The organism is Janthinobacterium lyxosi (assembly GCF_051380665.1).
Taxonomy (GTDB): Bacteria; Pseudomonadota; Gammaproteobacteria; order Burkholderiales; family Burkholderiaceae_D; genus Janthinobacterium.
In genome coordinates this window covers 62,031-85,363 of the sequence record NZ_JBNYXM010000018.1, presented here as the reverse complement: position 1 = coordinate 85,363, position 23,333 = coordinate 62,031, and the positions used below count along the sequence as shown (strand labels likewise).

The 23,333-nt window shown below is 63.8% G+C and carries 15 protein-coding genes and 1 pseudogene; 11 read left to right on the top strand and 5 right to left on the bottom strand.

The window, feature by feature from the left end:
- Positions 1–8: 8 nt before the first annotated feature.
- Complete coding sequence (locus ACQ4WP_RS19330) at positions 9–3,029, bottom strand: PAS domain-containing protein (RefSeq protein WP_436523431.1); 3,021 nt, start codon at positions 3,027–3,029, stop codon at positions 9–11.
- 282 nt (positions 3,030–3,311) lie between these two features.
- On the opposite strand from ACQ4WP_RS19330, the gene ACQ4WP_RS19325 reads away from it, so the two are divergent.
- Both ACQ4WP_RS19325 and ACQ4WP_RS19320 read left to right on the top strand, forming a co-directional pair.
- Positions 3,312–3,683, top strand: a complete 372-nt coding sequence (locus ACQ4WP_RS19325; protein ID WP_034755042.1) for a YajD family HNH nuclease — start codon at positions 3,312–3,314, stop codon at positions 3,681–3,683.
- Between the two features lie 23 nt (positions 3,684–3,706).
- Positions 3,707–4,375 (top strand): response regulator, encoded by a 669-nt coding sequence (locus ACQ4WP_RS19320; RefSeq protein ID WP_436523429.1) that lies wholly within the window; start codon positions 3,707–3,709, stop codon positions 4,373–4,375.
- 53 nt (positions 4,376–4,428) lie between these two features.
- Here ACQ4WP_RS19320 and ACQ4WP_RS19315 read toward each other — a convergent pair whose 3' ends face one another.
- Entirely contained in the window at positions 4,429–6,573 is a 2,145-nt protein-coding gene (locus tag ACQ4WP_RS19315; RefSeq protein WP_436523428.1) for a TonB-dependent receptor domain-containing protein, read from the bottom strand.
- Between the two features lie 193 nt (positions 6,574–6,766).
- On the opposite strand from ACQ4WP_RS19315, the gene ACQ4WP_RS19310 reads away from it, so the two are divergent.
- From ACQ4WP_RS19310 to ACQ4WP_RS19270, 9 genes and pseudogenes are all read left to right on the top strand, one after another.
- Complete coding sequence (locus tag ACQ4WP_RS19310) at positions 6,767–6,892, top strand: hypothetical protein (protein ID WP_436523426.1); 126 nt, start codon at positions 6,767–6,769, stop codon at positions 6,890–6,892.
- 45 nt (positions 6,893–6,937) lie between these two features.
- The gene (locus tag ACQ4WP_RS19305) at positions 6,938–8,221 is read left to right on the top strand and encodes a winged helix-turn-helix domain-containing protein (protein WP_436523424.1); all 1,284 of its coding nucleotides are present in this window, start codon (positions 6,938–6,940) and stop codon (positions 8,219–8,221) included.
- Positions 8,218–9,147: pseudogene (locus ACQ4WP_RS19300) on the top strand (DUF2804 domain-containing protein); the annotation flags it as partial. The gene ACQ4WP_RS19305 and the pseudogene ACQ4WP_RS19300, both read left to right, overlap by 4 nt.
- A 162-nt stretch (positions 9,148–9,309) precedes the next feature.
- On the top strand, positions 9,310–11,976 hold the full coding sequence (locus ACQ4WP_RS19295; protein WP_436523422.1) for a bifunctional acetate--CoA ligase family protein/GNAT family N-acetyltransferase: 2,667 nt from the start codon (positions 9,310–9,312) through the stop codon (positions 11,974–11,976).
- 116 nt (positions 11,977–12,092) lie between these two features.
- The gene (locus tag ACQ4WP_RS19290) at positions 12,093–12,743 is read left to right on the top strand and encodes a hypothetical protein (RefSeq protein ID WP_436523420.1); all 651 of its coding nucleotides are present in this window, start codon (positions 12,093–12,095) and stop codon (positions 12,741–12,743) included.
- 182 nt (positions 12,744–12,925) lie between these two features.
- Positions 12,926–15,490, top strand: coding sequence for a DUF349 domain-containing protein (locus ACQ4WP_RS19285; RefSeq protein WP_436523418.1), 2,565 nt, complete (start codon positions 12,926–12,928; stop codon positions 15,488–15,490).
- A complete protein-coding gene (gene moaE / locus ACQ4WP_RS19280; RefSeq protein ID WP_436523416.1) occupies positions 15,487–15,960 on the top strand; it encodes a molybdopterin synthase catalytic subunit MoaE in 474 nt (157 codons plus the stop codon). The genes ACQ4WP_RS19285 and moaE overlap by 4 nt, the downstream gene beginning before the upstream one ends.
- A gap of 121 nt (positions 15,961–16,081) precedes the next feature.
- Positions 16,082–18,688 carry an ATP-dependent chaperone ClpB gene (gene clpB, locus ACQ4WP_RS19275; RefSeq protein WP_436523414.1) on the top strand — a complete coding sequence of 869 codons (2,607 nt, stop codon included), beginning with the start codon at positions 16,082–16,084 and terminating at the stop codon, positions 18,686–18,688.
- A 170-nt stretch (positions 18,689–18,858) separates the two neighbouring features.
- Positions 18,859–19,974: a polyamine ABC transporter substrate-binding protein gene (locus ACQ4WP_RS19270; RefSeq protein ID WP_436523412.1), complete on the top strand. Its 1,116-nt coding sequence runs from the start codon at positions 18,859–18,861 to the stop codon at positions 19,972–19,974.
- Between the two features lie 70 nt (positions 19,975–20,044).
- Here the strand turns inward: ACQ4WP_RS19270 and ACQ4WP_RS19265 are convergent, their stop codons facing one another.
- From ACQ4WP_RS19265 to ppk1, 3 genes are all read right to left on the bottom strand, one after another.
- Positions 20,045–20,170: a hypothetical protein gene (locus ACQ4WP_RS19265; RefSeq protein ID WP_254926692.1), complete on the bottom strand. Its 126-nt coding sequence runs from the start codon at positions 20,168–20,170 to the stop codon at positions 20,045–20,047.
- Positions 20,171–20,720: 550 nt separating this feature from the next.
- Positions 20,721–21,179, bottom strand: a complete 459-nt coding sequence (sixA, locus tag ACQ4WP_RS19260; protein WP_436523410.1) for a phosphohistidine phosphatase SixA — start codon at positions 21,177–21,179, stop codon at positions 20,721–20,723.
- Between the two features lie 25 nt (positions 21,180–21,204).
- Positions 21,205–23,298 (bottom strand): polyphosphate kinase 1, encoded by a 2,094-nt coding sequence (ppk1, locus tag ACQ4WP_RS19255; protein ID WP_436523408.1) that lies wholly within the window; start codon positions 23,296–23,298, stop codon positions 21,205–21,207.
- Positions 23,299–23,333 lie beyond the last annotated feature (35 nt).

The following is a 23,333-nucleotide window of genomic DNA, read 5'->3' as shown; positions in this document are numbered from 1 at the left end:
CGGCTGGATCAAAGCACTGCAGCACCTGCGCGATACGTGTTCCTGCCATCCTGCTTGGCCTGGTACAGCAGCACGTCGGCGCGCTGCAGCAGCACGGCGGGGGAAATGTCTTCGTCGCGGTAGAAAGCCAGGCCGATGCTGGCGGAAATGCGCACGGTGATGCCATCGAGTTCGAACGGCTGCTGCATGGCGGCGACGATTTTTTCCGCCAGGACGGCCGCGTCGTCGGGCCGCGCGATCTGTTCCATGATGATGGTGAATTCGTCGCCGCCCAGGCGGGCGATGATGTCGGTGGCGCGCATGGTCTGCGTCAGGCGCTGGGCGAAGGCGCGCAGCAGGGCGTCGCCGGTGCCGTGGCCGTGCGTGTCGTTGACGGGCTTGAAGCGGTCGATATCCATGTACATGACGGCCATCAGGTGCTGCTGCTGGCGGCTGGCGTGCATGGCGTCGCTGAGTTTTTGCTGGAAGCCGGCGCGGTTCGACAAGCCGGTCAGCGCATCGACCTGGGCCAGCTTCAGCAAGCGCTGTTTCTCGCGCTTTTGCACGGTGATATCCTGGCGCATCACGTGAAAACCCGCCACTTGCAGCTTGTCTTCGCCGATCTGCGGGATGTAGATCACTTCCATGCAGCGCTCGATGCCTTCTTTTTCATCTTCTTCTTCGAAGCTCAGGGTTTCGCCCGCCAGCACTCTTTCGATATACGGCGCGACCGTGCGGTAGCGCGCTTCGCCCACCGTATCGCGCACGCTCTTGCCCAGCGCCTGCCGGCCCGTCAGGCCGAATTCGCGTTCATAGGCGATGTTCAGGAAGCGGTAGACCTGGTCGGCGTCGATGTACGCGATCATGGCTGGCAAGGTGTCGGCGATGGTGCGCAGGCGCGCTTCGCTTTCCAGCAGCGCCACTTCCGATTCGCGCAAGGTGGTGATGTCGTCCAGGCTGCCCACGTAGCCTTCGATCTTGCCGTCGATGAGGATGGGGGCGATCTTCACGGAGACCCAGACCAGCCTGCCGTCGCGTTGCAGGCAGCGCAGGGTGGACTGGAATGGGGCATGGTTGCGCGTGAGCTGTTCCAGCGCCACGTGCATCAGCGGATAGTCGTCCGGGTGCAGGGCGCTGGTCCAGCCGGCGCCCAGGGCGGCCGCGCGCGGCAGGCCCGTGATCGATTCGAAGGTGCGGTTGACGTAAGTGCAGCGGCGCTGGCGGTCCAGGCGCACCAGCCCGAGCGGCGAAGCGTCATTGACGGCGGTCAGTTCGGCCTGTTTCTGGCGCAGTTCCAGCTCCTGCTGGCGGCGCTGCGAGATATCCTCGGCGATGCACAGGATATGTTCGATCTGCTGGCGCTCGTCGAACACGGGCACGGAGACGGCGCGCAGGTAGCGCAGGCTGCTATCGCGCAGGCGCAGCGGCTTTTCCGTATGCTCGATGACGCCGCGCTCGGCCAGGATGGCGCGGTCGTCCTCTGCATCGTGCAGGCCGAAGTCGGGCGGGAAGGCCTGGCAATCGGTCTTGCCGATGACGTCGGCGGCCAGGTGGCCGGTGATATCCTCGGCCGCCTTGTTCCACACTTCCATTTGGCCGAAGTTTTCGGGGCGCGCGCTTTTCACGTAGACCAGCACCGGCAAATGGTCGATCAGCGACTGCAGGAAGCTGCGGTTGTCCTGCAGCGCCAGTTCGTCATGCTTGCGCGCGCTGATGTCGCGCGAGGTGACGGCCACGCCGTCGGTGATGGGCACCACCTGGTGGCGCAGCCAGCGCGTGCCGCCCGAGGCCAGCGTCAGCTCGAATTCATCCTCCAGCGGCTGGCCCGTTTCCATCACCAGCACGAAGCGCTTGAAAAAGCGCTCGCCGCGCAGCAGCGGCACCTGCGGCAGCACGCGCTGGCCCAGCAGTTCGGAGCGTGGCTTGCCCAGCATGTCGGCGGCCCGCTCGTTGACGTCGGCGAAGATGAAGTCTTCCACCGGCTTGCCCGGCGCGGGGCGCCAGGCCTTCAGCAGCAGCACGGCATCGAGGCTGCCCTGGTGCGCCGCGCGCAGCAGCGCCTGGGTTTCCTTGGCCTGGCGGATGCTGCGGCGCAGGCGCGCGCTCTGGCGCATCAGCAGGGCCGTAAAGCCGGCAATGAGCACGCTGGCGGCGAGCAGCGCGCCGATATACACCAGGCGGCGGTGTTCGAAGCGCGTCACGGCGACGGCACGGCTGACGCCCACCACGGCCAGCAACGGGTAGCGCGGCAGCTCACGGTAGCTGTAGATGCGCGCCGTCGCGTCGACGGGCGGTTCGATCAGCAGTTCTTCGGGCGCATGCTGGGGCGGTCCGGGCATGCGGAAGTCGATGCGGTCGCTGAGGATCAATTTCTCGCCGATGCGCCCCACCGTCAGGCCACTGTCGCGCGCCACCAGCATCAGCGCGCCATGCTCATCGAGGTCCAGGCGGTCGTAATCGTCGATAAAATAAGTGGGGTCGACGAGGATGATGATGGCGCCGGCGAAGCGGCCCTGTCCATCGTTCAGGCGGCGCGCCAGGCGGATGGTCCAGTGCTTGCTGTCTGCGTCGAGCATGGGCGTGTCGACCAGGGCCGTGTCGGACGCATTGGCGGCCAGCGCCCTGAAAAATGCCTGTGTGGCCAGATTTTCCGGCAAATAGGCGTTGGCGCTGTCGAGCACATTGCCCTGCGCGTCGATGAGGGCGATCGGCAGTGCCAGCTTCGATGGCAGCACGCTGTCGAGCAGGCCCTGGCGGCGCGTGAATTCATTCAGGCGCAGGGCGCCGTCCGTTTCCTCGTATTTGAGCTTGAACAACTGGGTGGCATGGTCGGTCTGGCGCAGGGTGAAACTGGTATGGTCGGCCAGGGTGCGCGCCAGCGACTGACTGACGGCCACGGCGTCGCGCACGGCGCTGGCACGCTCCTGGCCCACCTGGTAAAAGACGGCCGCCCAGAGCGCCAGCAGCAATATAAGCGCAAACAGGGGCACCAGGCTGAGTCGGTACAGGCGGCGGGCAAGGCGTTGCAGGGATCTTGTTATCGCTATCACGGGCGCTTGCAGGCTATATTCATGGAAAAGGGGAGGGGCGGCGTGGCGCGCATGATAGCCGAAATCGGCTGCCTTGCGCGTAACCCTGTTGCCGCCGCTTCCATCGTCTGTTCGCAGTCTGTTGCTAGGCTTATTTTGCGTTAAATCAAGTATCTGTGGTGCTGCGCACGCTAAAAAAAGCACGCCGGCGGCGACACGGGCTGGCGGCGTGGCAGAAAAAGTACAATTGCGCCCCCATCCTCATTAAAATGAGCGCTTCTACCTCCCATATCGAAAGTTGTCATGCAGAGTAAAAAGCCCGACGCGGCAAGACTGGACAAGATCGTGGCCGAAGCGCGCCGCGCCGCCGACCAGCGCGAGAGCGGCTACCGCGAGCGCTCGCTGAAGATGTATCCGTGGGTGTGTGGCCGCTGCATGCGCGAATTTACGCGTGCCAACGTGCAACAACTGACGGTGCACCACCGCGACCATAACCACGACAACAATCCGCCGGACGGCAGCAACTGGGAACTGCTGTGCCTGTATTGCCACGACAATGAGCACTCGCGCTACCTGGAAGCGGACCGTGGCGCCGGCCTGCTGTCGGCCGAGGTGGCGCCCGCCACGCACAATCCCTTCGCCGCGCTGGCCGGCCTGATCAAGAAAAAGGACTGAGCGGCCCGCCCGGCTCCCCACCCATGCGCATCTTGCTGACTGAAGACGACCCGCAACTGGGCCGCGCCACGCAGATCGGCCTGGAACAGGGCGGCTATGCCGTTGACTGGGTCACGAGCGCTGAGCAGGCGCACACGGCCGTGCGTCTGCACGACTATGGTTGCATCCTGCTCGACCTGGGCTTGCCGGGGCAGGACGGTATGCAGGCGCTGGGCGTGCTGCGCGACAATGGCTACAGCGGCGCCGTGCTGATTGTCACGGCGCGCGACAAGGTGGGCGAGCGCATCGCCGGCCTGGACGCGGGCGCCGACGATTTTTTGGTGAAACCGTTCGACCTCGACGAGCTGGCCGCGCGCATCCGCAGCGCCTGCCGGCGCGCCGCCGGTCGCCTGCGCGAAAACCTCGTGCACGGCGACCTGGTGCTCGATATCGCGGACCGGCAGGTGACGCAAGGGGGCTTGCCCGTGGCCTTGACGGTGAAGGAGTTTCGCATCCTGCAACTGCTGCTGGAACACGGTGGCCGGGTGCTGAGCCGGGAACAGCTGGAGAAAAACCTGTACAGCTGGGGTGATGAAGTGGAAAGCAATGCCGTGCAAGTGCATATCCACCACCTGCGCAAGAAGCTGGGTCGGGACTTGATACGCACCGTGCATGCGATCGGTTATTGCATCGACAAGCCTAAAGCGGCTTGACGAAAAAACGGGCCGCCCTGAGGCAGCCCGTCGGATGGTGATTGACTACCTCATCAGAAATCCACGCTGGCCGACAGCCACAAGCGACGACCGTCCATGCTGTTGACATAGCGGTTGGCGTAGGTCAATGCCGGTGCGCGGTACGGCTGATAGTCGATGAAGTCCTTGTTGAGCAGGTTGTACACGGCCGCGTTCAGGGTCACGCGCTGGTTCAGCTGATAGCTGCTGCCCAGGTGCAGCATGGTGTAGCCCTTGTAGTCGCCCAGCGCGGCCTTGGCGGCGCGCGTGGAAGCCGAGGTGCCAGGATCGCGGAAGCGCTCGCTGCGGTACTCTGCGCGCAGCCAGCCGTTCCATTCGCGCGAGATATCCCACGACAGGCGCGCGTTGACGGCGTGCTTGGGCGTGTCGCTCAGGGGTTTGCCGGCGTTGCTGCCGCTCTTCTGTTCGCTTTCCGTGTACGTGTAGTTGGCGCTGGCCGACAGCGTCTTGCCCAGCGGGAAGCGGGTGTTCAGCTCGACGCCGCGCGTGACGGCCTCATCCACGTTGACCGACTGGCCAAACGCATCGACGTTGGGCCAGTTGCCGAAGCTGACGCAACCGGGACGGTTCGGCGATGGACGGTAGTCGCAGTTGACGAGGCCCGTGCCCGTCGTGATCTTGTCCTTGAATGTATTGTTGAACACGGTGCCGCTGGCGGTCCAGCCGGCCAAGTTGTCGAAATACGCGCCGATTTCCGTCGTCGTGCTAGTTTCCGGCTTCAGGTCCGGGCTGCCGACGAGGGGGATCGTGCCCTGGCCGCCGAAGCCGTTGATGCCTGGCGACAGTTGTTCCACGCGCGGCGTCTTGTAGCCCTTGCTGACGCCGCCCTTGATGGTCCAGCTTGGTGCTGCGTTCCATACGGCATACGCGCGGGGGCTGGTCTGGCCGCCAAAGATGCTGTGATCGTCATAGCGGGCGCCGAAGGTCAGCGCGATATTCTCCAGCACCTGCCATTCGTCTTCCACGAACAGGGCTTTTTGCGTGAACTCGAATTTTTTCGGCGCCACGCCATCCGTCATTTCCGCTTTCCACCATTGCGCGCCGATGGTGGCCATGTGTTTGCCCAAAGGCATGACCAATTTGGTATCGAAGACCTGGCTTTCCACTTCCAGCGTGCGCGCGCTGCCGGCGACGGCGCCTGGCGTGCCTGGCGGAATCGTGCGGCCCAGGGTTTCCGTCTTGTTTACCATGTAGCTGCTGTCCAGGGTGCCGAAGCCGAAGCGGCCCGTGTGCGACAGAGTCCACTGGTCGCGCTTGTATTTTTGCTCGGGGCCGTAGCCGCCCTGCACCGATTGCTTGCCCAGCTGGCCGTTCGAATTGTCGTAGGTCTGGCGGCCCGCGTCCGCGTCGAGGATGACGGTGTGGTAGCGGTTCGGCGTGAAGGCCAGGCGCGCGCCAAAGTTTTCAATGTCCGCGCGCACGGGGTTGGCGCCCATGCTGGCGGGAACTTGCTCGCCGGCCGCATTGCTGTGGCGGATGTCGGCCGCGTCGCGGCGCTGCTTGCTGCCGCGCAGGGACAGGCCCAGCAGGTCGGTGGCGAGAGGGCCGCTCAGGTAGAAGCGGCCGCTTTTCACGTCGCCGAAATCGGATTCTTCCTGCAAGGTGTAGTCGGCCGAGACGGAACCCATCCACTGCTTGCCCACCTTGCGCGTAATGATGTTGATCACGCCGCCCATGGCGTCCGAACCGTACAGGGTCGACATGGGGCCGCGGATGATCTCGATGCGCTCGATGGCCGCCAGCGGTGGAATGAAGCTCGTTTGCGTGCCGCCGAAGCCGTTCGGCGTGACGTTACCGGCCGCGTTCTGGCGGCGCCCGTCGATCAGCACCAGGGTGTAGTCGCTGGGCATGCCGCGGATGCTGATGTTCATGCCGCCCGTCTTGTCGCCCGCCGCGCCCACGTCGATGCCTTCCACGCTTTCCAGCGCCTGTGTCAGGTTGCCGAAGCGCTCTTTCGACAGCTCGGCGCGCGTCAGCACGGTGATCGAGGCCGGCGCCTGTTTGATATCCTGCTCGAAACCGGAGGCGGAGACCACTACTTCCGGCATGCTGGCAGGCGTGCCCGTCTGGGCGTGAGCCGGCAGGCAGGACAGGGCGGCCAAAGCCAGGGCCAGGGTGGTGGGACGCGGCAGGCGCGCGCGGCGGGTGCTGTTGGACATGCAAACTCCTGGAGGGTTGATTAGTTATTGGTTTGTATTTCTGAGGTAATGGGAATCATGAAAGCAATAAGAATCATTTACAATTACAGACCTGGCTTCCCAAAAAATATTTCGCTCCGAATCATGCGCAGAAGTTCTTAAGAGATTCTTAACAAGCTGGTCGCCAGCTGCAAACGCGCCCGCAGGTACACCCATGCGAATGTCCTGGCGTGAGCTGGCCGGGAATGCGCAGCGCCTGCTTGTCGTCGGCTGCGGTATCGTGCGCCTGGGCTGCGTGCCGTTGCCGGGCAAGGTGGGCAAGGGCCGGGGGATCCGATAGCGATAAAACGTGCAAGTGTCACGCGGAATGCGGTATCTTTCAGCTATGCACAGCCCAGACAAGCACATTTCTCCCGACCTCCCCCCTTTATCGCTGGCTGCCGCGCGCGCCTTGCACCTGGCCGCGCAGGGATTGCTGCAGGCGCGCCGCAAGAAGGCCGTCAAGGCCGACGTGCTGGCCGCCGTGCGCCAGATGGGCGTGCTGCAGATCGACACCATTCACGTGGTGGCGCGCAGCCCCTACCTGGTGCTGTGGAGCCGGCTGGGCGATTATCCGCAGCCGTGGCTGGAGCAACTGCTGGCCGAGGGCGCGCTGTTCGAATACTGGGCGCATGAAGCCTGCTTCGTGCCCATCGAGGATTACGGCTTGTACCGCCACCGCATGCTGGACCCGGCGGCCATGGGCTGGAAATACTCGGTAAAGTGGATGGCCGAGCAGGGCGAGGCCGTGGCTGCCGTGCTGGAGCACATCCGCGTCAACGGCGCCGCGCGCTCCGCTGATTTTGAGCGCACGGATGGCCAGGCGGGCGGCTGGTGGAGCTGGAAGCCGGAAAAGCGCTCGCTCGAAGTGCTGTTTACGTCGGGCGTGCTGATGATCGCCAAGCGCCACAATTTCCAGCGCTATTACGACCTGGCCGAACGCGTTTTGCCGGGCTGGCACGACGGCTTGCTGCCGCCCGAAGCACAGGTGCGCCGGCACCTGCTGCTGGCCAGCGTGAAGGCGCTGGGCCTGGCGCGGGCAAGCTGGATCAGCGACTACTTCCGCACGAAACAAGCGCGGGCCAGCCTGGCGCACGATTTGCAGGCACTGGTGGAGGAGGGCGCGCTGCTGCGCTGCACGGTGGCCGGCTGGATTGACGCTGTCTACGTGCATGCGGAACATGCGCAATTGGCGCGCGACGCGGCCGCCGGCAAGCTGGCGCCCACCCTGACGACGATATTGTCACCGTTCGACCCCGTCGTCTGGGACCGGCGCCGCGTGCTCGAGTTGTTCGGCTTCGACTACCGGCTTGAATGCTATACGCCAGCCGAAAAGCGCCGCCATGGTTACTTCACCCTGCCAATTTTGCGCCGCGGCGCGCTGGTGGGGCGCCTGGACGCCAAGGCGCACCGCGCGCAGGGGCGCTTCGAGATCAAGTCGCTGGCGCTGGAAGACGGCGTGCGCCTCAGTGCTCGCCTGGTGCAGGACGTGGCTGGCGCCGTGCAGCGGCTGGCGCTCTGGCATGCCTGCCCGGATATTGATATTGCGCAAGCGCAGCCGGCGCTATTTGGCGCGCAGCTGGCCGAGGCCCTGTACGACAGCGGCGCTGCCGCAAGGCGGGCCGCATGATGCTGCCACCAGCCCCGCCCGCGCTGCTAGACGCCGCCGGTCAGCCCCGTTTTGGCCGCTACACGGGGCAATTGAACGCATTCGACTGGGCCGCGCTGGCGCCGCCGCACGCGCGCGGCGCCCTCTGGCGTTTGTTCCACCACAAGCGCTGGCATTACGTGGCCTTGTCCACGCCCACCCTGTTCTGCGGCGTGGCCATCGTTGACCTGGGCTGGACCAGCACCGCGTTCGCGTATGCCTTCGATCGCCACAAGGGCAAGATCGTGGCCGCCTTTTCGCAGGATGGCATTCCCGGCCTGTGCGCATCGGTAGCGCCGCATGCTGCTGCCAGCAGCCGTTTCCGTTTCCTCTCGCAAGTGATTTCCATCGAAGCGCAGCCGCAGCAGCGCTACCGCCTGCAGCTCGATTGCGGTCATTTCGGCATCGATGCGGAATTCGGCCCGCCCGTGGCGCCCACCTTGCTGGCCGTGGGGCCAGTGGGCGAGGGCGGCAGCGTGCATGCGACACAAAAGTCGGGCGGCCTGCCCTTGTGGGGCAGCGTGCGCTGCGGCGCCATGGGCTACAGCCTCGATGACGGCGTGGCCAGCTTCGATTATTCGAACGGCTTGCTGGCGCGCGAAACGGAATGGCGCTGGGCTTCGGCGCACAGCCTGGAGCTGGGTTTCAATCTGCAGGCCGGCTATTTCGGCGCACATGAAAACGCGTTGTGGCTCGACGGCCAGCTGTATCCGCTGGGCCGTGCGCATTTCGACTTCAATCCCGACAACCCGCTGGCGCCATGGCATGTGTGGACGGACGACGATTTATTGGACCTGCACTTCAAGCCGGAAGGGGCGCGGCGCGAGGACAAGAACCTGTGGATCGCCGCTAGCCGCTACATCCAGCCCATCGGCACTTTCAGCGGCTGGGTGCGCACCAGCGCGGAGTCGCCCAAGCGCATTGTGGCGCAGCTGGCCGGGGTGACGGAAAGCCACCGCTCGCGCTGGTAGGTACCTGGTTTTTTGCGAAACGCGCGACAAGGTCAAATTTTTTTGGCAACGCATCCTATACACTGGAGCAGCCGCTCCGGCAATCCATGAGGCCAGAACATGAGTATCCGTAATCTCGACAAGCTGTTCAAGCCGGCCTCGGTGGCCCTGATCGGCGCGACGGCGCGCGAACGCAAGCTGGGCGCCATCGCCCTGTATAACCTGCTGGGCGGCGGCTACCAAGGAGAGATTTGGCCCGTCAATCCCAAGTACGACCAGCTGATGGGCCTGAAATGCTACCGCAAGCTGGCGCAACTGCCGAAGGCGCCGGACCTGGCCATCATCTGCACGCCGCCCGCCACCATCACGGCCCTGATCCGCGAACTGGGCGCGCTGGGCACGCGCGCCGCCATCGTCATGACGTCCGGCCTCGACCCCGTGCGCGAGCAGTCGCTGCGCCTGGCCATGCTGAAGGCGGCCAAGCCGCATCTGCTGCGCATCCTGGGGCCCAACAGCATGGGCTTACTCGTGCCGAAACTGGGGCTGAACGCCAGCTTCGCCCACCTGGGCGCGACCAGCGGCAAGATCGCCTTCGTCTCGCAATCGGGCGCGCTGGTGTCGGGCGTGCTTGATTGGGCCAATGCGCACGGCGTGGGCTTTTCCAAGTTCATTTCGCTGGGCGCCAGCTATGACATCGATTTCGGCGACCTGCTCGACTACCTGGCCGGCGACATCGATACGGCCGCCATCCTGCTGTACATGGAAGACATCCAGGCGGCGCGCAAATTCATGTCGGCGGCCCGCGCGGCCGCGCGCAGCAAGCCCGTCATCGTCCTGAAGGCGGGACGCGAGGCGGAGGGCGCGGCGGTGGCTGCCTGGCATACGGGCGCGCTGGCCGGTTCCGACGCCGTGTATGACGCGGCCATCCGCCGCGCCGGCATGCTGCGCGTGTATTCGGCCGAGGAACTCTTCGACGCTGTGGAAACCCTCACGCATATCCGCGCCCAGCGCGGCGAGCGCCTGGCGATTTTATGCAATGGCGGGGGACTGGGCGTGATGGCCACCGATGCGTTGGTGGGCAGCGGCGGCAAGCTGGCCGATTTGTCACCCGATACCGTGATTGCGCTGGAAAAGGCCCTGCCACGGGGCTGGTCGCACGACAACCCCGTGGGCTTGCCCGGCGACGCGCCCGTGCAGCGCTATGTCGACGCCATCAAGCCGCTGCTCGACGAGCCTCAGGCGGACGCCTTGCTGCTGCTGCACGCGCCCACGGCCATGGTCTCGTCGATCGACATCGCCGAAGCCGTCACGCCGCTGATCAAGGCCACTTCGCGCACGGTGCTGTCGTGCCTGTTGGGCGGCACCACCGTGGCGCCTGCGCGCCAGGTCTTCAACCGGGCCGGCATTCCCACCTACGACACGCCGGAAAAGGCCGTGCATGGCTTCATGCAGATCGTACAGTACCGGCGCAACCAGGAAACCCTGATGCAGGTGCCGGCGCAGCTGCCCATGTCGGCCACGCCGCGCCGCGCGCGCGTGCGCGAAATCGTCGCCGCCGCGCTGGCGGCCGGCCAGACGGTGCTGGGCGAATGCCGCTCGAAGGAAATCCTGGCCGCCTACGGCATTCCCGTGGCGATGACGCGCATGGCGGCCGACGTGGAAGAGGCGCTGGCCGTGGCGACGGACATTGGCTACCCGGTGGCGCTGAAAATCCATTCGCCCGACATCGCCCACAAATCCGACGTGGGCGGCGTGGCGCTCGACCTCGACACGCCCGACATCCTGCGCACGGCCGCCGCCGCCATGCTCAAGCGCGTGCGCCGTATGCGCCCCGATGCGCTGATCGACGGCTTTACGGTGCAGCAGATGGCGCGCCGGCCGCAATCGCATGAACTGATCGTCGGCGTCACCACGGACGCCGCATTTGGTCCCGTCATCCTGGTGGGGCAGGGCGGCATCGCCGTGGAAGTGACGGCGGACCACGCCATCGGCTTGCCGCCGCTGAACATGGTGCTGGCGCGCGACATGCTGGCGCGCACGCGCGTGTCGAAACTGCTGGCCGGCTACCGCAACCAGCCGCCGGCCGACATCGACGCCATCTGCTACACCCTGATCCAGGTGGCCGAACTGGTGGCCGACATCGGCGAACTGGCCGAACTCGACATCAACCCGCTGGTGGCCGACGCTGACGGCGTGATCGCCCTCGATGCGCGCATCCGTCTGCAGCCGGGCCAGAAGAGCGACCGCCTGGCCATCCGCCCGTATCCGCAGGAGCTGGAAGAGCAGGTGACGTGGATGGGCCAGCCCATCCTGCTGCGCCCCATCCGCCCCGAGGACGCGCCGCAGCACATGGACCTGTTCCACGCGCTGGACCCGGACGACGTGCGCCTGCGCTTCTTCACTTCCATGCGCGAGCTGCCCGTGTCCCAGCTGGCGCGCCTGACGCAGATCGATTACGACCGCGCCATGGCCTTCATCGCCACGCACACGGGGCCGGACGGCAAGCCGGAGACCCTGGGCGTGGTGCGCGCCGTGGCCGATCCGGACAATATCCACGCCGATTTCGCCATCGCCGTGCGTTCGGCCCTGAAAGGCAAGGGCCTGGGCCACATCCTGTTTGAAAAGCTGGTCGACTACTTCCGCAGTCGCGGCACGGAAGCGCTGGTGGGCGAGGCGATGGCGCGCAACAAGGGCATGCAGCGGCTGGTGAAAAGTTTTGGCGGCGAAGTCTCGCCGTCGGAAGAGCCGGGCGTGGTCAACTTGCATATCGGGCTGCGCGCGCCTTAAAAAAAGTACAGGGGGGCTAGCCGCAGGTTTGTGCTGGATCAAACCCGCCCCTGTCGGTAGTCTTTACACTTTCACTTCCAGGCTGAGACATTCAGTGCGATTTCGGGAGTGAGTACATGCTTACGGCAACATATATATTGGTTTCCCTGTCGGTGGAACAGGCAAGTATCCGCATGAGTTTGTTGGCATTTCAAAAATACATGCAGATGCAGCTGCGCCAGCAAAGCAGGCTGAGCCTGGCGCAATTGCAGTACACGGGCGACTGGCTGAACCGGCTGTACCAGGGGGGCTACTGGCGCAAGGTGGAGATGTATCTGATCCCCGCCATTCGCCAGGCCACGCCGCATGCCGATGGCTTGCTCAATGAGCTCAACGGCTTGAACCACGCGGCGCTGGAAAGCATCAATGTCGTGCAGCAGCGCGCAGGTGCCGCCCTCGACAGCTCCGAGCAGCAGGCCGAGCAGCTGTGCGCGGCCATCGACACCTTTTGCGCGGCCTTGCTGCAGCGCCTGGAAAAAGAAGAGCGCGAACTGTTCGCGCTGGCGCGCAAGGTCATCGTGGGCGAAGCGTGGTTTGCCATCGCTTATCAGTTCCTCGCCCACGATGCGCGCGCGCACGAAGCACGCCGCGGCAAGGCGCAAGTGCTGCCTTTCGTCTTACCTGCGTCGGGCACGCCTGCTGACGCCGCTGAAACCCCGGGCATCGCCGGCACCGCCGCCGCGGATGCCTTGCCTGCCGTGCCACAGCCGCTGCGCGCGCAGGCTTGAGCGGGTAGCGAGCGCACACCCCCGTCCGTCCGTTGTTTGCGCCGGCTCCACGCTCCTGATTTTGCGAAGGTGCCAGCATGGGAGACATGTTGCGTTACTCATTTGGCAACTTGTACAGACCTGTCCGATGTAATACCCCGGGCTTTGTTATGATGGTGTTTTTGATCCACGCGAAACCCGTCATGTTCGAATTTCTTTTCAAGCGTTCTGCCAGCAAGCCTTCCGCACCAGACCCTGTTGTGGCAGAGCAGGCCGCCGCCTCGGCGCAGAGCGCATCGCGCCGCGCCGAACAGGTTGCGCGTGCCCACGCCGTTGCGGGCGACGAAGCCGCCGCCTTTGAATTCATTGTGTCCAGCGAATTTGCCGATGCCCGCCTGATCGCGGCCGAACACGTCCATGCCTTGCACCTGCTGGAAAAAGTCCACCAGGCCATGCGCAATACGGACCGCCGCGTGGCCAAGCTGATGCAAGGCCGCATCGACCTGATCCGCCACCAGGCGGCGGAAACCCAGCGCGCCCAGGCCAGCATCGATACCGCCCAGCGCCTGCTGAACGATGACAAGCTGAGCCCGAACCAGGTAGCCGAACTGGACCGCCAATGGCAAGTCATCAAGGCCGCGCCCGAACTGGCGACCGCCTTTACCGCCGCGCGTGCCGCGCTGGCAGCCCGCCTGGAAGCGCAAGTGGTGTTGCAGCGCGCCGTGATCGACGCCGTCGCCGCCGCGCGCGCGCTGGCGAGCAATGGCCAGACCGCCGGGGAACTGGCGCAGGCGCTGGCCCGCCTGGATGCGGAACATGCGCAACATGCGCAATCGCCAGAACGCGCTTCGCTGCCGAGACACCTGGAAAGCGATTTCATCCAGGCGCGCGAACAGGCGCAGTCCGCCTTGCAAGCCTTGCAGCAGCACCAGGCCGTGTTTGATGCGCGCCAGGCCGCGCTGGCCGAATGGCAGGCGCAAGATGCCGCCACCCTGGACGTGGATACCCTGAAACGCGCCTGGCAAGCCCTGCCGCGCCTGCCCGAATCCAGTTTGTCCGACAGCTTGCAGCAGCAATTTGCAGCCCTGCTGGCCAGCGCGCCGGCGCCCGTGCTGGCTGCAGCGCCAGAAGCCGAACCGGCGCCGCGCAAGCCGCGCCAGGAACACGCGCCCGTGTCGAAAGAAGCGACGGAGCAGTTCGTCAAGATGCTCGACGCCATGGAAGCGGCGCTGCAGGAAGGCCTGCTGCACGTGGCCTCCGAGCACGACAAAGTTTTGCGCGATAGCAAGCACGGCCGCCTGACGTCAGCGCAAGCGGATCGCCTGGCCCATGTTCGCGGGCAATTCAAGCAACTGGCCGACTGGGCGCGCTGGGGCGGCAACGTGTCGCGCGAGGAACTGGTCAAGGCGGGCGAGGAATTGCCGGCGCAAGAACTGCCGATGGCCGAGCTGGCCAAGAAAGTGGGCAGCCTGCGCGAGCGCTGGAAGTCGCTCGACACCTTGTCCGGCCCCGCGCCCAAGTCCCTGTGGGAGCGTTTCGACGCGGCCTGCAGCCTCGCGTACGCACCGGCGGCCCAGCATTTCAAGCAGCTGGCCGAAGAGCGCCACGGCAATGCGGCCAAGGCCCAGGAACTGATCGCGGAAACGGCGGCCCTGGCGGCCGAAGAGAGTACCGACTGGAAACACGTTGCTTCCGCCTCGCAGCGTTTGCGCCAGGCGTGGACGCGCCTGGGCACCATCGACCGCAAGGAAAAGAAGCGCCTGGATACGGAGTTTGGCGCCGCGCTGGACGCCCTGTCGAAGCCGCTGGACACGCAGCGCCAGATCGAGACGGCGCGTCGCGAACAATTGATCGTCGAAGTGGGCTTGCTCAAACCGTCCGAGCGCAATACGGTCGACATGCTGAAAGCCTTGCAGGACAAATGGCAGGAACTGGCGAAAGCCCTGCCGCTGGAGCGCCGCGCGGAACAGGCGCTGTGGCAGCGCTTCCGCGCCGCCTGCGACGATATTTTTGCCAAGCGCAAGGAAACGGCCCACGCGGCCGACCACGAGCGCCGCGAACATCTGCATGCGCGTGTAGCGCTGTGCGCCGCGCTGGAAACGGCCGTCGTGCCCGAGGGCGATGACAAGAGCCGCAGCGCCTTCATCCACCATTTGCTGCGCGACACGCGCGCCGCCTGGAATGCCACGGGCCCCGTGCCGCGCGCCAACGAAGCGAAGATCGAACAGCGCTACCAGGCGGCTGTCGCCGGCGTGCAAGCGCAAGCGGACGCCATCGCCGAGCGCGCCGGTGCGGCCCAGGTCAACGCCCTGCGCGACAAGCTGCGCCTGGTGCAGGCGCTGGAAGCCGCACTGGCTGAGGGTGACGCCGGCGCCGACGCGCAAGCGTGGAGTGAGCGCTGGAGCGCCTTGCCAGCGCTGGACACGCAATATGAACGCAGCCTGCAGCAGCGCTTTGCCGCCGCCCAGGCCGCGCTGGGCGAGGGCAGCACCGCCTACGTGCAGCAATTGCAGGCCAACCAGGAGCGCTTGCTCGATGAAGTCTTGCGCCTGGAAATCGTCGCCGGCGTCGACAGCGGCGCCGAGTTTGCCCGCGAGCGTCTGAAAATGCAGGTGGAAGTGCTGCAATCGTCACTCAAATCAGGCCAGAAGCCGCTTACGCAAGTGTCGCAGCTGATGCAGCTGTGCACGATAGCCGCCGCCACCGATGCGCGCACGGCCAGCCGCATCGAAACCCTGCTGCGGCGCATAGGAGGCCACGCCAAATGAGCACTTCCGTCCGCATCCAGCAAGCCGATTTTGACCTCAGTCAAGAAATTGCACAATTGCGTGCAGGCAACCCCAAGGTGGGCGCCGTCGTCGGCTTTGTCGGCACGGTGCGCGACATGAACGAGGGGCTGGACGTGGCCGCCATGGAGCTCGAGCACTATCCGGGCATGACGGAAAAGTCCATTGTGGCGATCGTCGAGCAGGCGCGGCAGCGCTGGCCCCTGTCCGGCGCGCTGGTGATCCACCGCGTGGGACCCCTGCTGCCGCAGGAGCAGATCGTGCTGGTGGCGGTCTCGTCCGCCCACCGGGGCGAGGCCTTCGCCGCCTGCGAGTTCATCATCGATTACCTGAAGACGGAAGCGCCGTTCTGGAAGAAGGAAGACACGCCCGAAGGCGCGCGCTGGGTCGATGCGCGTGACAGCGACGAGACGGCGCTGGACAAATGGACGGCAAAAGCAAGCTCCATTTGAATCGGACGCGCCCCACACGGTAGCATTTGCCCAAGTGCATCGGTTTTCTGCTTTGTGTATGCTTGAAAAGTACTGCCTCACCCCAATTTGGTTAACAACTAATTAACCGGGAGCGCTTTTCATGCGACAAGACAAACTCACCACCAAATTACAGGAAGCCCTGGCCGATGCGCAAAGCTTGGCCGTGGGCAATGACAACCCCTATATCGAACCAGTCCACCTGCTGACGGCCCTGTTGAACCAGGACGACGGCGGCGCCCGCTCGCTGCTGCAGCGGGCCGGCGTCAACGTGGGCGGCCTGTCAAAGGCCCTGGGCGCCTCGATTGAACGCTTGCCGAAAGTCTCCGGCACGGGCGGCGATGTGCAGGTCAGCCGCGAATTCGTGGCCTTGCTGAATCTGGCCGACAAGGAATCGCAAAAGGCGGGCGACCAGTTCGTGTCCAGCGAAATGGTCTTGCTGGCCATGACGGACGACAAGTCCGACTGCGGCAAGCTGGCGCGTGAAAACGGCCTGACTCGCAAGGCCTTGGAAGCGGCCATCGGCGCTGTGCGCGGCGGCAATAAGGTCGATACACAAGAGGCCGAAGGCCAGCGCGAAGCACTGAAAAAATACACCTTGGACCTGACGGAACGGGCGCGCAAGGGCAAGCTCGACCCTGTGATCGGGCGCGACGATGAAATCCGCCGCACCATCCAGATATTGCAGCGCCGCACCAAGAACAACCCCGTGCTGATCGGCGAGCCGGGCGTGGGCAAGACCGCCATCGTCGAAGGCCTGGCGCAGCGCATCGTCAACGGCGAAGTGCCCGAATCGCTGAAAGGCAAGCGCGTACTGTCGCTGGACATGGCCGCCTTGCTGGCCGGCGCGAAATACCGCGGCGAGTTTGAGGAACGCCTGAAATCCGTGCTGAAGGAACTGGCCATGGATGAAGGGCAAACCATCGTCTTCATCGACGAGATGCACACCATGGTGGGCGCGGGCAAGGCCGAGGGTGCGATGGACGCCGGCAATATGCTGAAACCGGCGCTGGCGCGCGGCGAGCTGCACTGCGTGGGAGCGACCACCCTCGACGAGTACCGCAAGTACATCGAGAAGGATGCCGCGCTGGAACGCCGCTTCCAGAAAGTGCTGGTCGACGAGCCGACCGTGGAGGCGACGATCGCCATCCTGCGCGGCTTGCAGGATAAATACGCGCTGCACCACAAGGTGGAAATCACGGACGCGGCCATCATCGCCGCCGCCGAGCTGTCGCACCGCTACATCACGGACCGTTTCCTGCCCGACAAGGCGATCGACCTGATCGATGAGGCGGCGGCGAAGATCAAGATCGAGATCGACTCGAAGCCGGAAGTGATGGATAAGCTGGAGCGCCGCTTGATTCAGCTCAAGATCGAGCGCGAAGCCGTGAAGAAGGAAAAAGACGAAGCGTCGTTGCGCCGCCTGGGCCTGATCGAGGAAGAGATCGTCAAGCTGCAGCGCGAATACAACGACTTCGAGGAAATCCTGAAGGCGGAAAAAGCCGTGGTACAGGGCAGCACGCACATCAAGGAAGAGATCGAGCAAGTCAAGCTGCAGATGGAGCAGGCCACGCGCGAGAGCAATTGGCAGAAAGTGTCGGAATTGCAATACGGCAAGCTGCCGCAGCTGGAAGCCCAGCTCAAGCAGGCTGACAGCGGCATACCGAAACGCGATCCCGACCAGCCGAAGCTGCTGCGCACGGAAGTGGGCGCCGAGGAAATCGCCGAAGTGGTGTCGCGCGCGACGGGCATACCCGTATCGCGCATGATGCAGGGCGAACGCGACAAGCTGCTGCACATCGAAGAGAAACTGCATGAGCGCGTCGTGGGCCAGGATGAAGCGATCACGGCCGTGGCTGACGCCATCCGCCGCTCGCGCGCCGGCTTGAGCGATCCGAACCGTCCATATGGCTCCTTCATGTTCCTGGGGCCGACGGGCGTGGGCAAGACCGAGCTGAGCAAGGCGCTGGCGACCTTCCTGTTCGATACGGAAGAATCGATGATCCGCATCGACATGAGCGAGTTCATGGAGAAGCATTCCGTGGCCCGTCTGATCGGCGCGCCGCCCGGCTATGTGGGTTACGACGAAGGCGGCTACCTGACGGAAGCCGTGCGCCGCAAGCCGTACAGCGTGATCCTGCTCGACGAAGTGGAAAAGGCGCATGCCGACGTCTTCAACGTGCTGCTGCAAGTGCTCGACGATGGACGCATGACGGACGGCCAGGGCCGCACGGTGGACTTCAAGAATACCGTCATCATCATGACCTCGAACCTGGGTTCGCATAAGATCCAGGCCATGGAAAGCGATGATCCCGGTGTCGTGAAGCTGGCCGTGATGGCCGAGGTACGCTCGCACTTCCGTCCCGAATTCGTCAACCGCATCGACGAAATCGTGGTGTTCCACGGCCTCGACGAGAAAAACATCGGCGCCATCGCGAAGATCCAGCTCAAAATTCTCGAAGAACGCCTGGCGCGCATGGACATGCAGCTGAGCTTGACGGACGCGGCCTTGCAGCAAATCGCCGAAGCGGGCTACGACCCGGTGTATGGTGCCCGTCCTTTGAAACGGGCAATCCAGCAGCAGATCGAAAATCCGCTGTCGAAGCTGATCCTGGAAGGCAAGTTTGGCCCGAAAGACGAGATCCGCATCGACGCCCGGAACGGCAACCTGGTGTTTACGGGGGCGCAAGTGGGGCTGGACAAGGTGTAATTCTTGCCCCAACGGCGAAAGGCTGGGGTCGGACCCTCAGGGTCCGACCCCGGTATTTGCAGCAGGGGTTGATTTAGCCGCAATAAGCAAGGGCGCGATCAGGCTGGACCTGATCGCGCCCTTCTTGCTATCATCGTCACTATTTTCTGACTAATTCCGGAGGCGGTACGATGGCAAACACATGGCAAGCAGGGCGGCGCATTGGAGTGGGATTGACCTTGGCGGCGGCCGTGCTGGCATTGCCTGCCCAGGCTCAGGAAGAAAAAGTACTGAACATCTATAACTGGTCGGACTATATCGGCGACGATACGATCAAGAATTTTGAGAAGGAAACGGGCATCAAGGTACGCTACGACGTTTTCGACAATAACGAAATCCTCAATGCGAAACTGGTGGCGGGCAAGTCCGGCTACGATATCGTCGTGCCGACGGCCCAGTGGGCGCGCCTGCAGATCGACGCGGGCCTGCTGCGCAAACTCGACAAGAGCAAGCTGACGAATCTGGGCAACCTGGACCCCAGCCTGCAGGCCAAGCTGTCGAAGATCGACCCGAACAACGATTACCTGGTCGACTGGCTGTGGGGCTACACGACGGTCGGCATCAACGTCAACAAGGTCAAGGCCGCGTTGGGCGGCATGCCCATGCCCGACAATGCCTGGGATCTGATCTTCGACCCGAAATATGCAGCGAAGCTGAAATCGTGCGGCGTGTCCTTCCTCGACTCGCCGTCGGAAGTGCTGCCGGCCGCCCTGCAATACCTGGGCAAGCCCGCGTACTCGAAAGCAGCCGCCGATTACCAGGAAGCGGGCAAGGTGCTGCAAGCGATCCGTCCTTACGTGACCCTGTTCAGCTCGTCAGGCTACATCAATGACATGGCCAACGGTTCCGTCTGCGTCGCGCTGGGCTGGTCGGGCGACATCAATATCGCGCGCCAGCGCGCCATCGATGCGAAAAATGGCAATGTGATCCAGGTGCTGGTGCCGAAGACGGCCGCCCTGATGTTCGACACCATGGCTATCCCCGCCGACGCGCCGCACCCGAACAATGCGCACCTGTTCATCAACTACATTTTGCGTCCGCAAGTGCATGCCAGCCTGAGCAACAAGGTGTTCTACGCGAATCCGAATCCGGCCAGCATCAAGTATGTACGCAAGGATATCGGCGAGAACAAGGCCATCTTCCTGTCGGATGCCGACAAGCAGCGCATGGCCGCGCCGGAAGCGACCACGGCCGATATCCGCCGCCTGATGACGCGCATCTATACGAAGTTCAAAACGGGAGTATAAAAACAAGGATGGCGCGAGAGACGGGCTTGGTGGCCGTCGCTGGCGCCATGCGATATTGCCGAGGTGAACACTACTCGTGGTAGCGGTCCATCAGCTTGTGGTGGCTGCCGCGCATTTCTTCGATCAGTTCAAAGGCGACGAAGCCGATGATGGCGGCGAAGATGGCGATGAAGAGAAAAACGAGGAAGGTTAACATGATCTTTCAGCCGCTGTTGGACGGCTGTCCGCTGGGTTGCTCAAGGTGCCAGAGCAGCGCTCCAACACGTAGTTGATGCAATTAAACTCTAGCAGATCGGCAGCGCTTTGCAAGGCTGCTGAGTTGTAATTCCTGCTAGTATTTGTCCCAGCACACTTTTTGCGCATTTCCCTTATTTCACCACCAGGTCATGCGCCATCACCGCCTTGAGATAAACGCTGATGGGGTCACCCGGTTCGCGTTGCGAGAACCTGTCCATCTTTGCGCTGGCCTTGCGCATTTCCCTGCTTGAGCATCCCTATTTCACCACCAGGTCATGCGCCATCACCGCCTTTAAATAGACGCTGATGGGGTCGCCCGGCTCGTGCTGGGAGAACCTGTCCATCCTTGCGCTGGCCTTGCGCATTTCCCTGCTTGAGCACCCCTATTTCACCACAAGGTCATGCGCCATCACCGCCTTGAGATAAACGCTGATGGGGTCGCCCGGTTCGCGTTGCGAGAACCTGTCCATCCTTGCGCTGGCCTTGCGCATTTCCCTGCTTGAGCATCCCTATTTCACCACAAGGTCATGCGCCATCACCGCCTTGAGATAAACGCTGATGGGGTCGCCCGGTTCGCGTTGCGAGAACCACCACGCGCTGGCCTTGCGCATTTCCCACTCTTGCTCTTCGCCCGTCAGCAGCAGGGCGGCCGCCTGTCCCAGCGTGGGCTGGTGGCCGACGATGAGCACGGTTTCCTTGCCGGCGGGCCAGTTGGCCGCCTTCAGGATGTCTTCCGCCTCGGCGCCAGGCGCCAGTTCCGGCATCAGCTTGAACTTGCGTCCCAGCGCTTGCGCCGTTTGCAAGGTACGCAGGGCCGGGCTGACGAGGATGCGGCAATTTTCCGGTAGTTGCGAAGCCAGCCATTCCCCCATGCGGCGCGCCTGTTTCTGGCCTTTGACGGTCAGGGCGCGTTCGAGGTCGGGCAGGCCCGGCTCCGCTTCTGCGTGTCGCCACAAGATGAGATCCATGCTGTGCTCCTCTGTGTAGAATTGCCTATTCGCCGACCTCCGCGCCCGGCGTGCCTAGTGTGTGCATCAAATACTGCTGGGCGCTGAACGGCGTTTGCTTGCCGCGCGGCTTGCGGCGCGCGTAGTGGCCCGTCGGCTCCAGTTCCCATGCATTTGTATTATCCTTCAAATACGGATTCAGGCCCTCGGCGATCACGCGCCGCTTCAGCGCCCGGTCCAGCACGGGGAAGGCCACTTCTACGCGGCGGAACAGGTTGCGGCTCATCCAGTCGGCGCTGGCCAGGTAGACATCGTGCGCCAGGTCGTTGCGGAAGTAATAAATGCGACTGTGTTCAAGGAAACGGCCGATCACGGAGCGTACCTTGATGTTTTCCGACAGGCCAGGCACGCCCGGCTTCAGGGTGCAGGCGCCGCGCACGATCAGGTCGATCTTCACGCCATCGGTGGAGGCCGCATACAGGGCGCGGATCACGGATTCATCGACCAGCGCGTTGACTTTCACGATGATGCGCCCGCGCCGGCCCGAGCGGGCGATCTTCGCCTCGTTGCGGATGGCCTTGATGATTTCGCTTTGCAGGCCGAACGGCGCCAGCCACAGGTGGTTCAGGTTGTGCGGCTTGGTCAGGCTGGTCAGGTGGATGAAGACTTCGTTTACTTCCACGGCCAGGTCCTGGTTGGCCGTCAGCAAGCCGAAGTCCGTGTACAGCTTGGTGGTGGTGGGGTGATAGTTGCCAGTGCCGAGGTGGGCATAGAAGCGCAACGCGCCTTCTTCGCGGCGGATGACGAGCGCCACCTTGGCATGGGTTTTCAGTCCCACCACGCCGTACACGACTTGCGCGCCCGCCTGTTCCAGCTTGTCGGCCCAGTTGATATTGGCTTCTTCATCGAAGCGCGCCATCAATTCCACAATGACGGTCACTTCCTTGCCCATTTTCGCCGCCGTAATCAGCGACTCCATCAAGTCCGAATTCATGCCCGTGCGGTAGATCGTTTGCTTGATGGCGACGACGGATGGATCGTAGGCGGCGCTGCGCACGAAGTCGATCACCGTCTGGAACGACTGGTAGGGGTGGTGCAGCAGGATGTCGTGCTTGTTGAGCGCGGCAAAGATGTCGTTGCCGATGGCTTTATGCGCGAGGCCGGGGAAGAAGGGGGGGAAGCGCAGCTCGGGCTGCTTGACGTGGTCGATCATTTCCGACAGGCGCACCAGGTTGACGGGACCGTTGACGCGGTACAGCCGGCTTTGATCAAGGCTGAACTGGTCGAGCAGGAACTGTGACAGTTCTGGCGGGCAATTGCGCGCCACTTCCAGGCGCACGGAGGTGCCGAACTGGCGCCCCACGAGTTCGCCCTTCAAGGCTTGGCGCAAGTTCTTGACTTCGTCTTCGTCGACCCAGAGGTCGCTGTCGCGGGTGACCCGGAATTGCGAATAGGCAATCACCTCGCGCCCGGCGAACAGGTCCGAGATGTGCGCATGGATGACGGAGGACAGTAAACAGAAGGACACGCCATCGCCGGATATCTCGTCCGGCAACTTGATGACGCGCGGCAAGACGCGAGGCGCCTTGACGATGGCGATCGCCGTGCCGCGCCCGAACGCATCCTTGCCGCTCAGCGAAACGATGAAATTGAGGCTTTTATTCACCACTTGCGGGAAGGGGTGGGCGGGGTCGAGGCCGATGGGCGTGAGCAGGGGGCGTACTTCGCGGTCGAAATATTGCTTGACCCACGCGCGCTGCGCCTCGTTGCGGTCGCTGTCGCGCAGCAAATGCACGCCTGCTTCGCGCAGGGCCGGCAGGACGTCGTTATTTAATATCTCGTACTGGCGCTCCACCAGCGCATGGCATTCCTTGCCGATGCGCTCCAGGTTGGCCGCCAGGGCAGGGTGGCCCGCCAGCGAACCGCCGATGCTGCCGGCCGCCAGCAGGCTGGCCACGCGCACCTCGAAGAACTCATCCATATTGCTGCTGACGATGCACAGGTAGCGCAGGCGCTCGAGCAGCGGAATGTTCGGGTCTTCCGCCTGGGCCATCACGCGCCGGTTGAAAGTCAGTTGCGACAGTTCGCGGTCAAGCAGGATGCCCGATTTGGTCACTTCCGTGTGCAGTTCAGGTTTCATATTCTTTTGTCTTTGCAGATAGTTAATTCTAGCCG

What these genes read in the sequence shown, in the direction of transcription:
- ACQ4WP_RS19305 (WP_436523424.1), top strand. Translation starts at nt 6,938, where the DNA reads ATGCACAGCCCAGACAAGCACATTTCTCCCGACCTCCCCCCTTTATCG.
- ACQ4WP_RS19285 (WP_436523418.1), top strand. Translation starts at nt 12,926, where the DNA reads ATGTTCGAATTTCTTTTCAAGCGTTCTGCCAGCAAGCCTTCCGCACCA.
- ACQ4WP_RS19310 (WP_436523426.1), top strand. Translation starts at nt 6,767, where the DNA reads ATGCGAATGTCCTGGCGTGAGCTGGCCGGGAATGCGCAGCGCCTGCTT.
- ppk1 (WP_436523408.1), bottom strand. Translation starts at nt 23,298, where the DNA reads ATGAAACCTGAACTGCACACGGAAGTGACCAAATCGGGCATCCTGCTT.
- ACQ4WP_RS19295 (WP_436523422.1), top strand. Translation starts at nt 9,310, where the DNA reads ATGAGTATCCGTAATCTCGACAAGCTGTTCAAGCCGGCCTCGGTGGCC.
- ACQ4WP_RS19325 (WP_034755042.1), top strand. Translation starts at nt 3,312, where the DNA reads ATGCAGAGTAAAAAGCCCGACGCGGCAAGACTGGACAAGATCGTGGCC.
- ACQ4WP_RS19290 (WP_436523420.1), top strand. Translation starts at nt 12,093, where the DNA reads ATGCTTACGGCAACATATATATTGGTTTCCCTGTCGGTGGAACAGGCA.
- ACQ4WP_RS19265 (WP_254926692.1), bottom strand. Translation starts at nt 20,170, where the DNA reads ATGTTAACCTTCCTCGTTTTTCTCTTCATCGCCATCTTCGCCGCCATC.
- ACQ4WP_RS19320 (WP_436523429.1), top strand. Translation starts at nt 3,707, where the DNA reads ATGCGCATCTTGCTGACTGAAGACGACCCGCAACTGGGCCGCGCCACG.
- moaE (WP_436523416.1), top strand. Translation starts at nt 15,487, where the DNA reads ATGAGCACTTCCGTCCGCATCCAGCAAGCCGATTTTGACCTCAGTCAA.
- ACQ4WP_RS19270 (WP_436523412.1), top strand. Translation starts at nt 18,859, where the DNA reads ATGGCAAACACATGGCAAGCAGGGCGGCGCATTGGAGTGGGATTGACC.
- sixA (WP_436523410.1), bottom strand. Translation starts at nt 21,179, where the DNA reads ATGGATCTCATCTTGTGGCGACACGCAGAAGCGGAGCCGGGCCTGCCC.
- ACQ4WP_RS19315 (WP_436523428.1), bottom strand. Translation starts at nt 6,573, where the DNA reads ATGTCCAACAGCACCCGCCGCGCGCGCCTGCCGCGTCCCACCACCCTG.
- clpB (WP_436523414.1), top strand. Translation starts at nt 16,082, where the DNA reads ATGCGACAAGACAAACTCACCACCAAATTACAGGAAGCCCTGGCCGAT.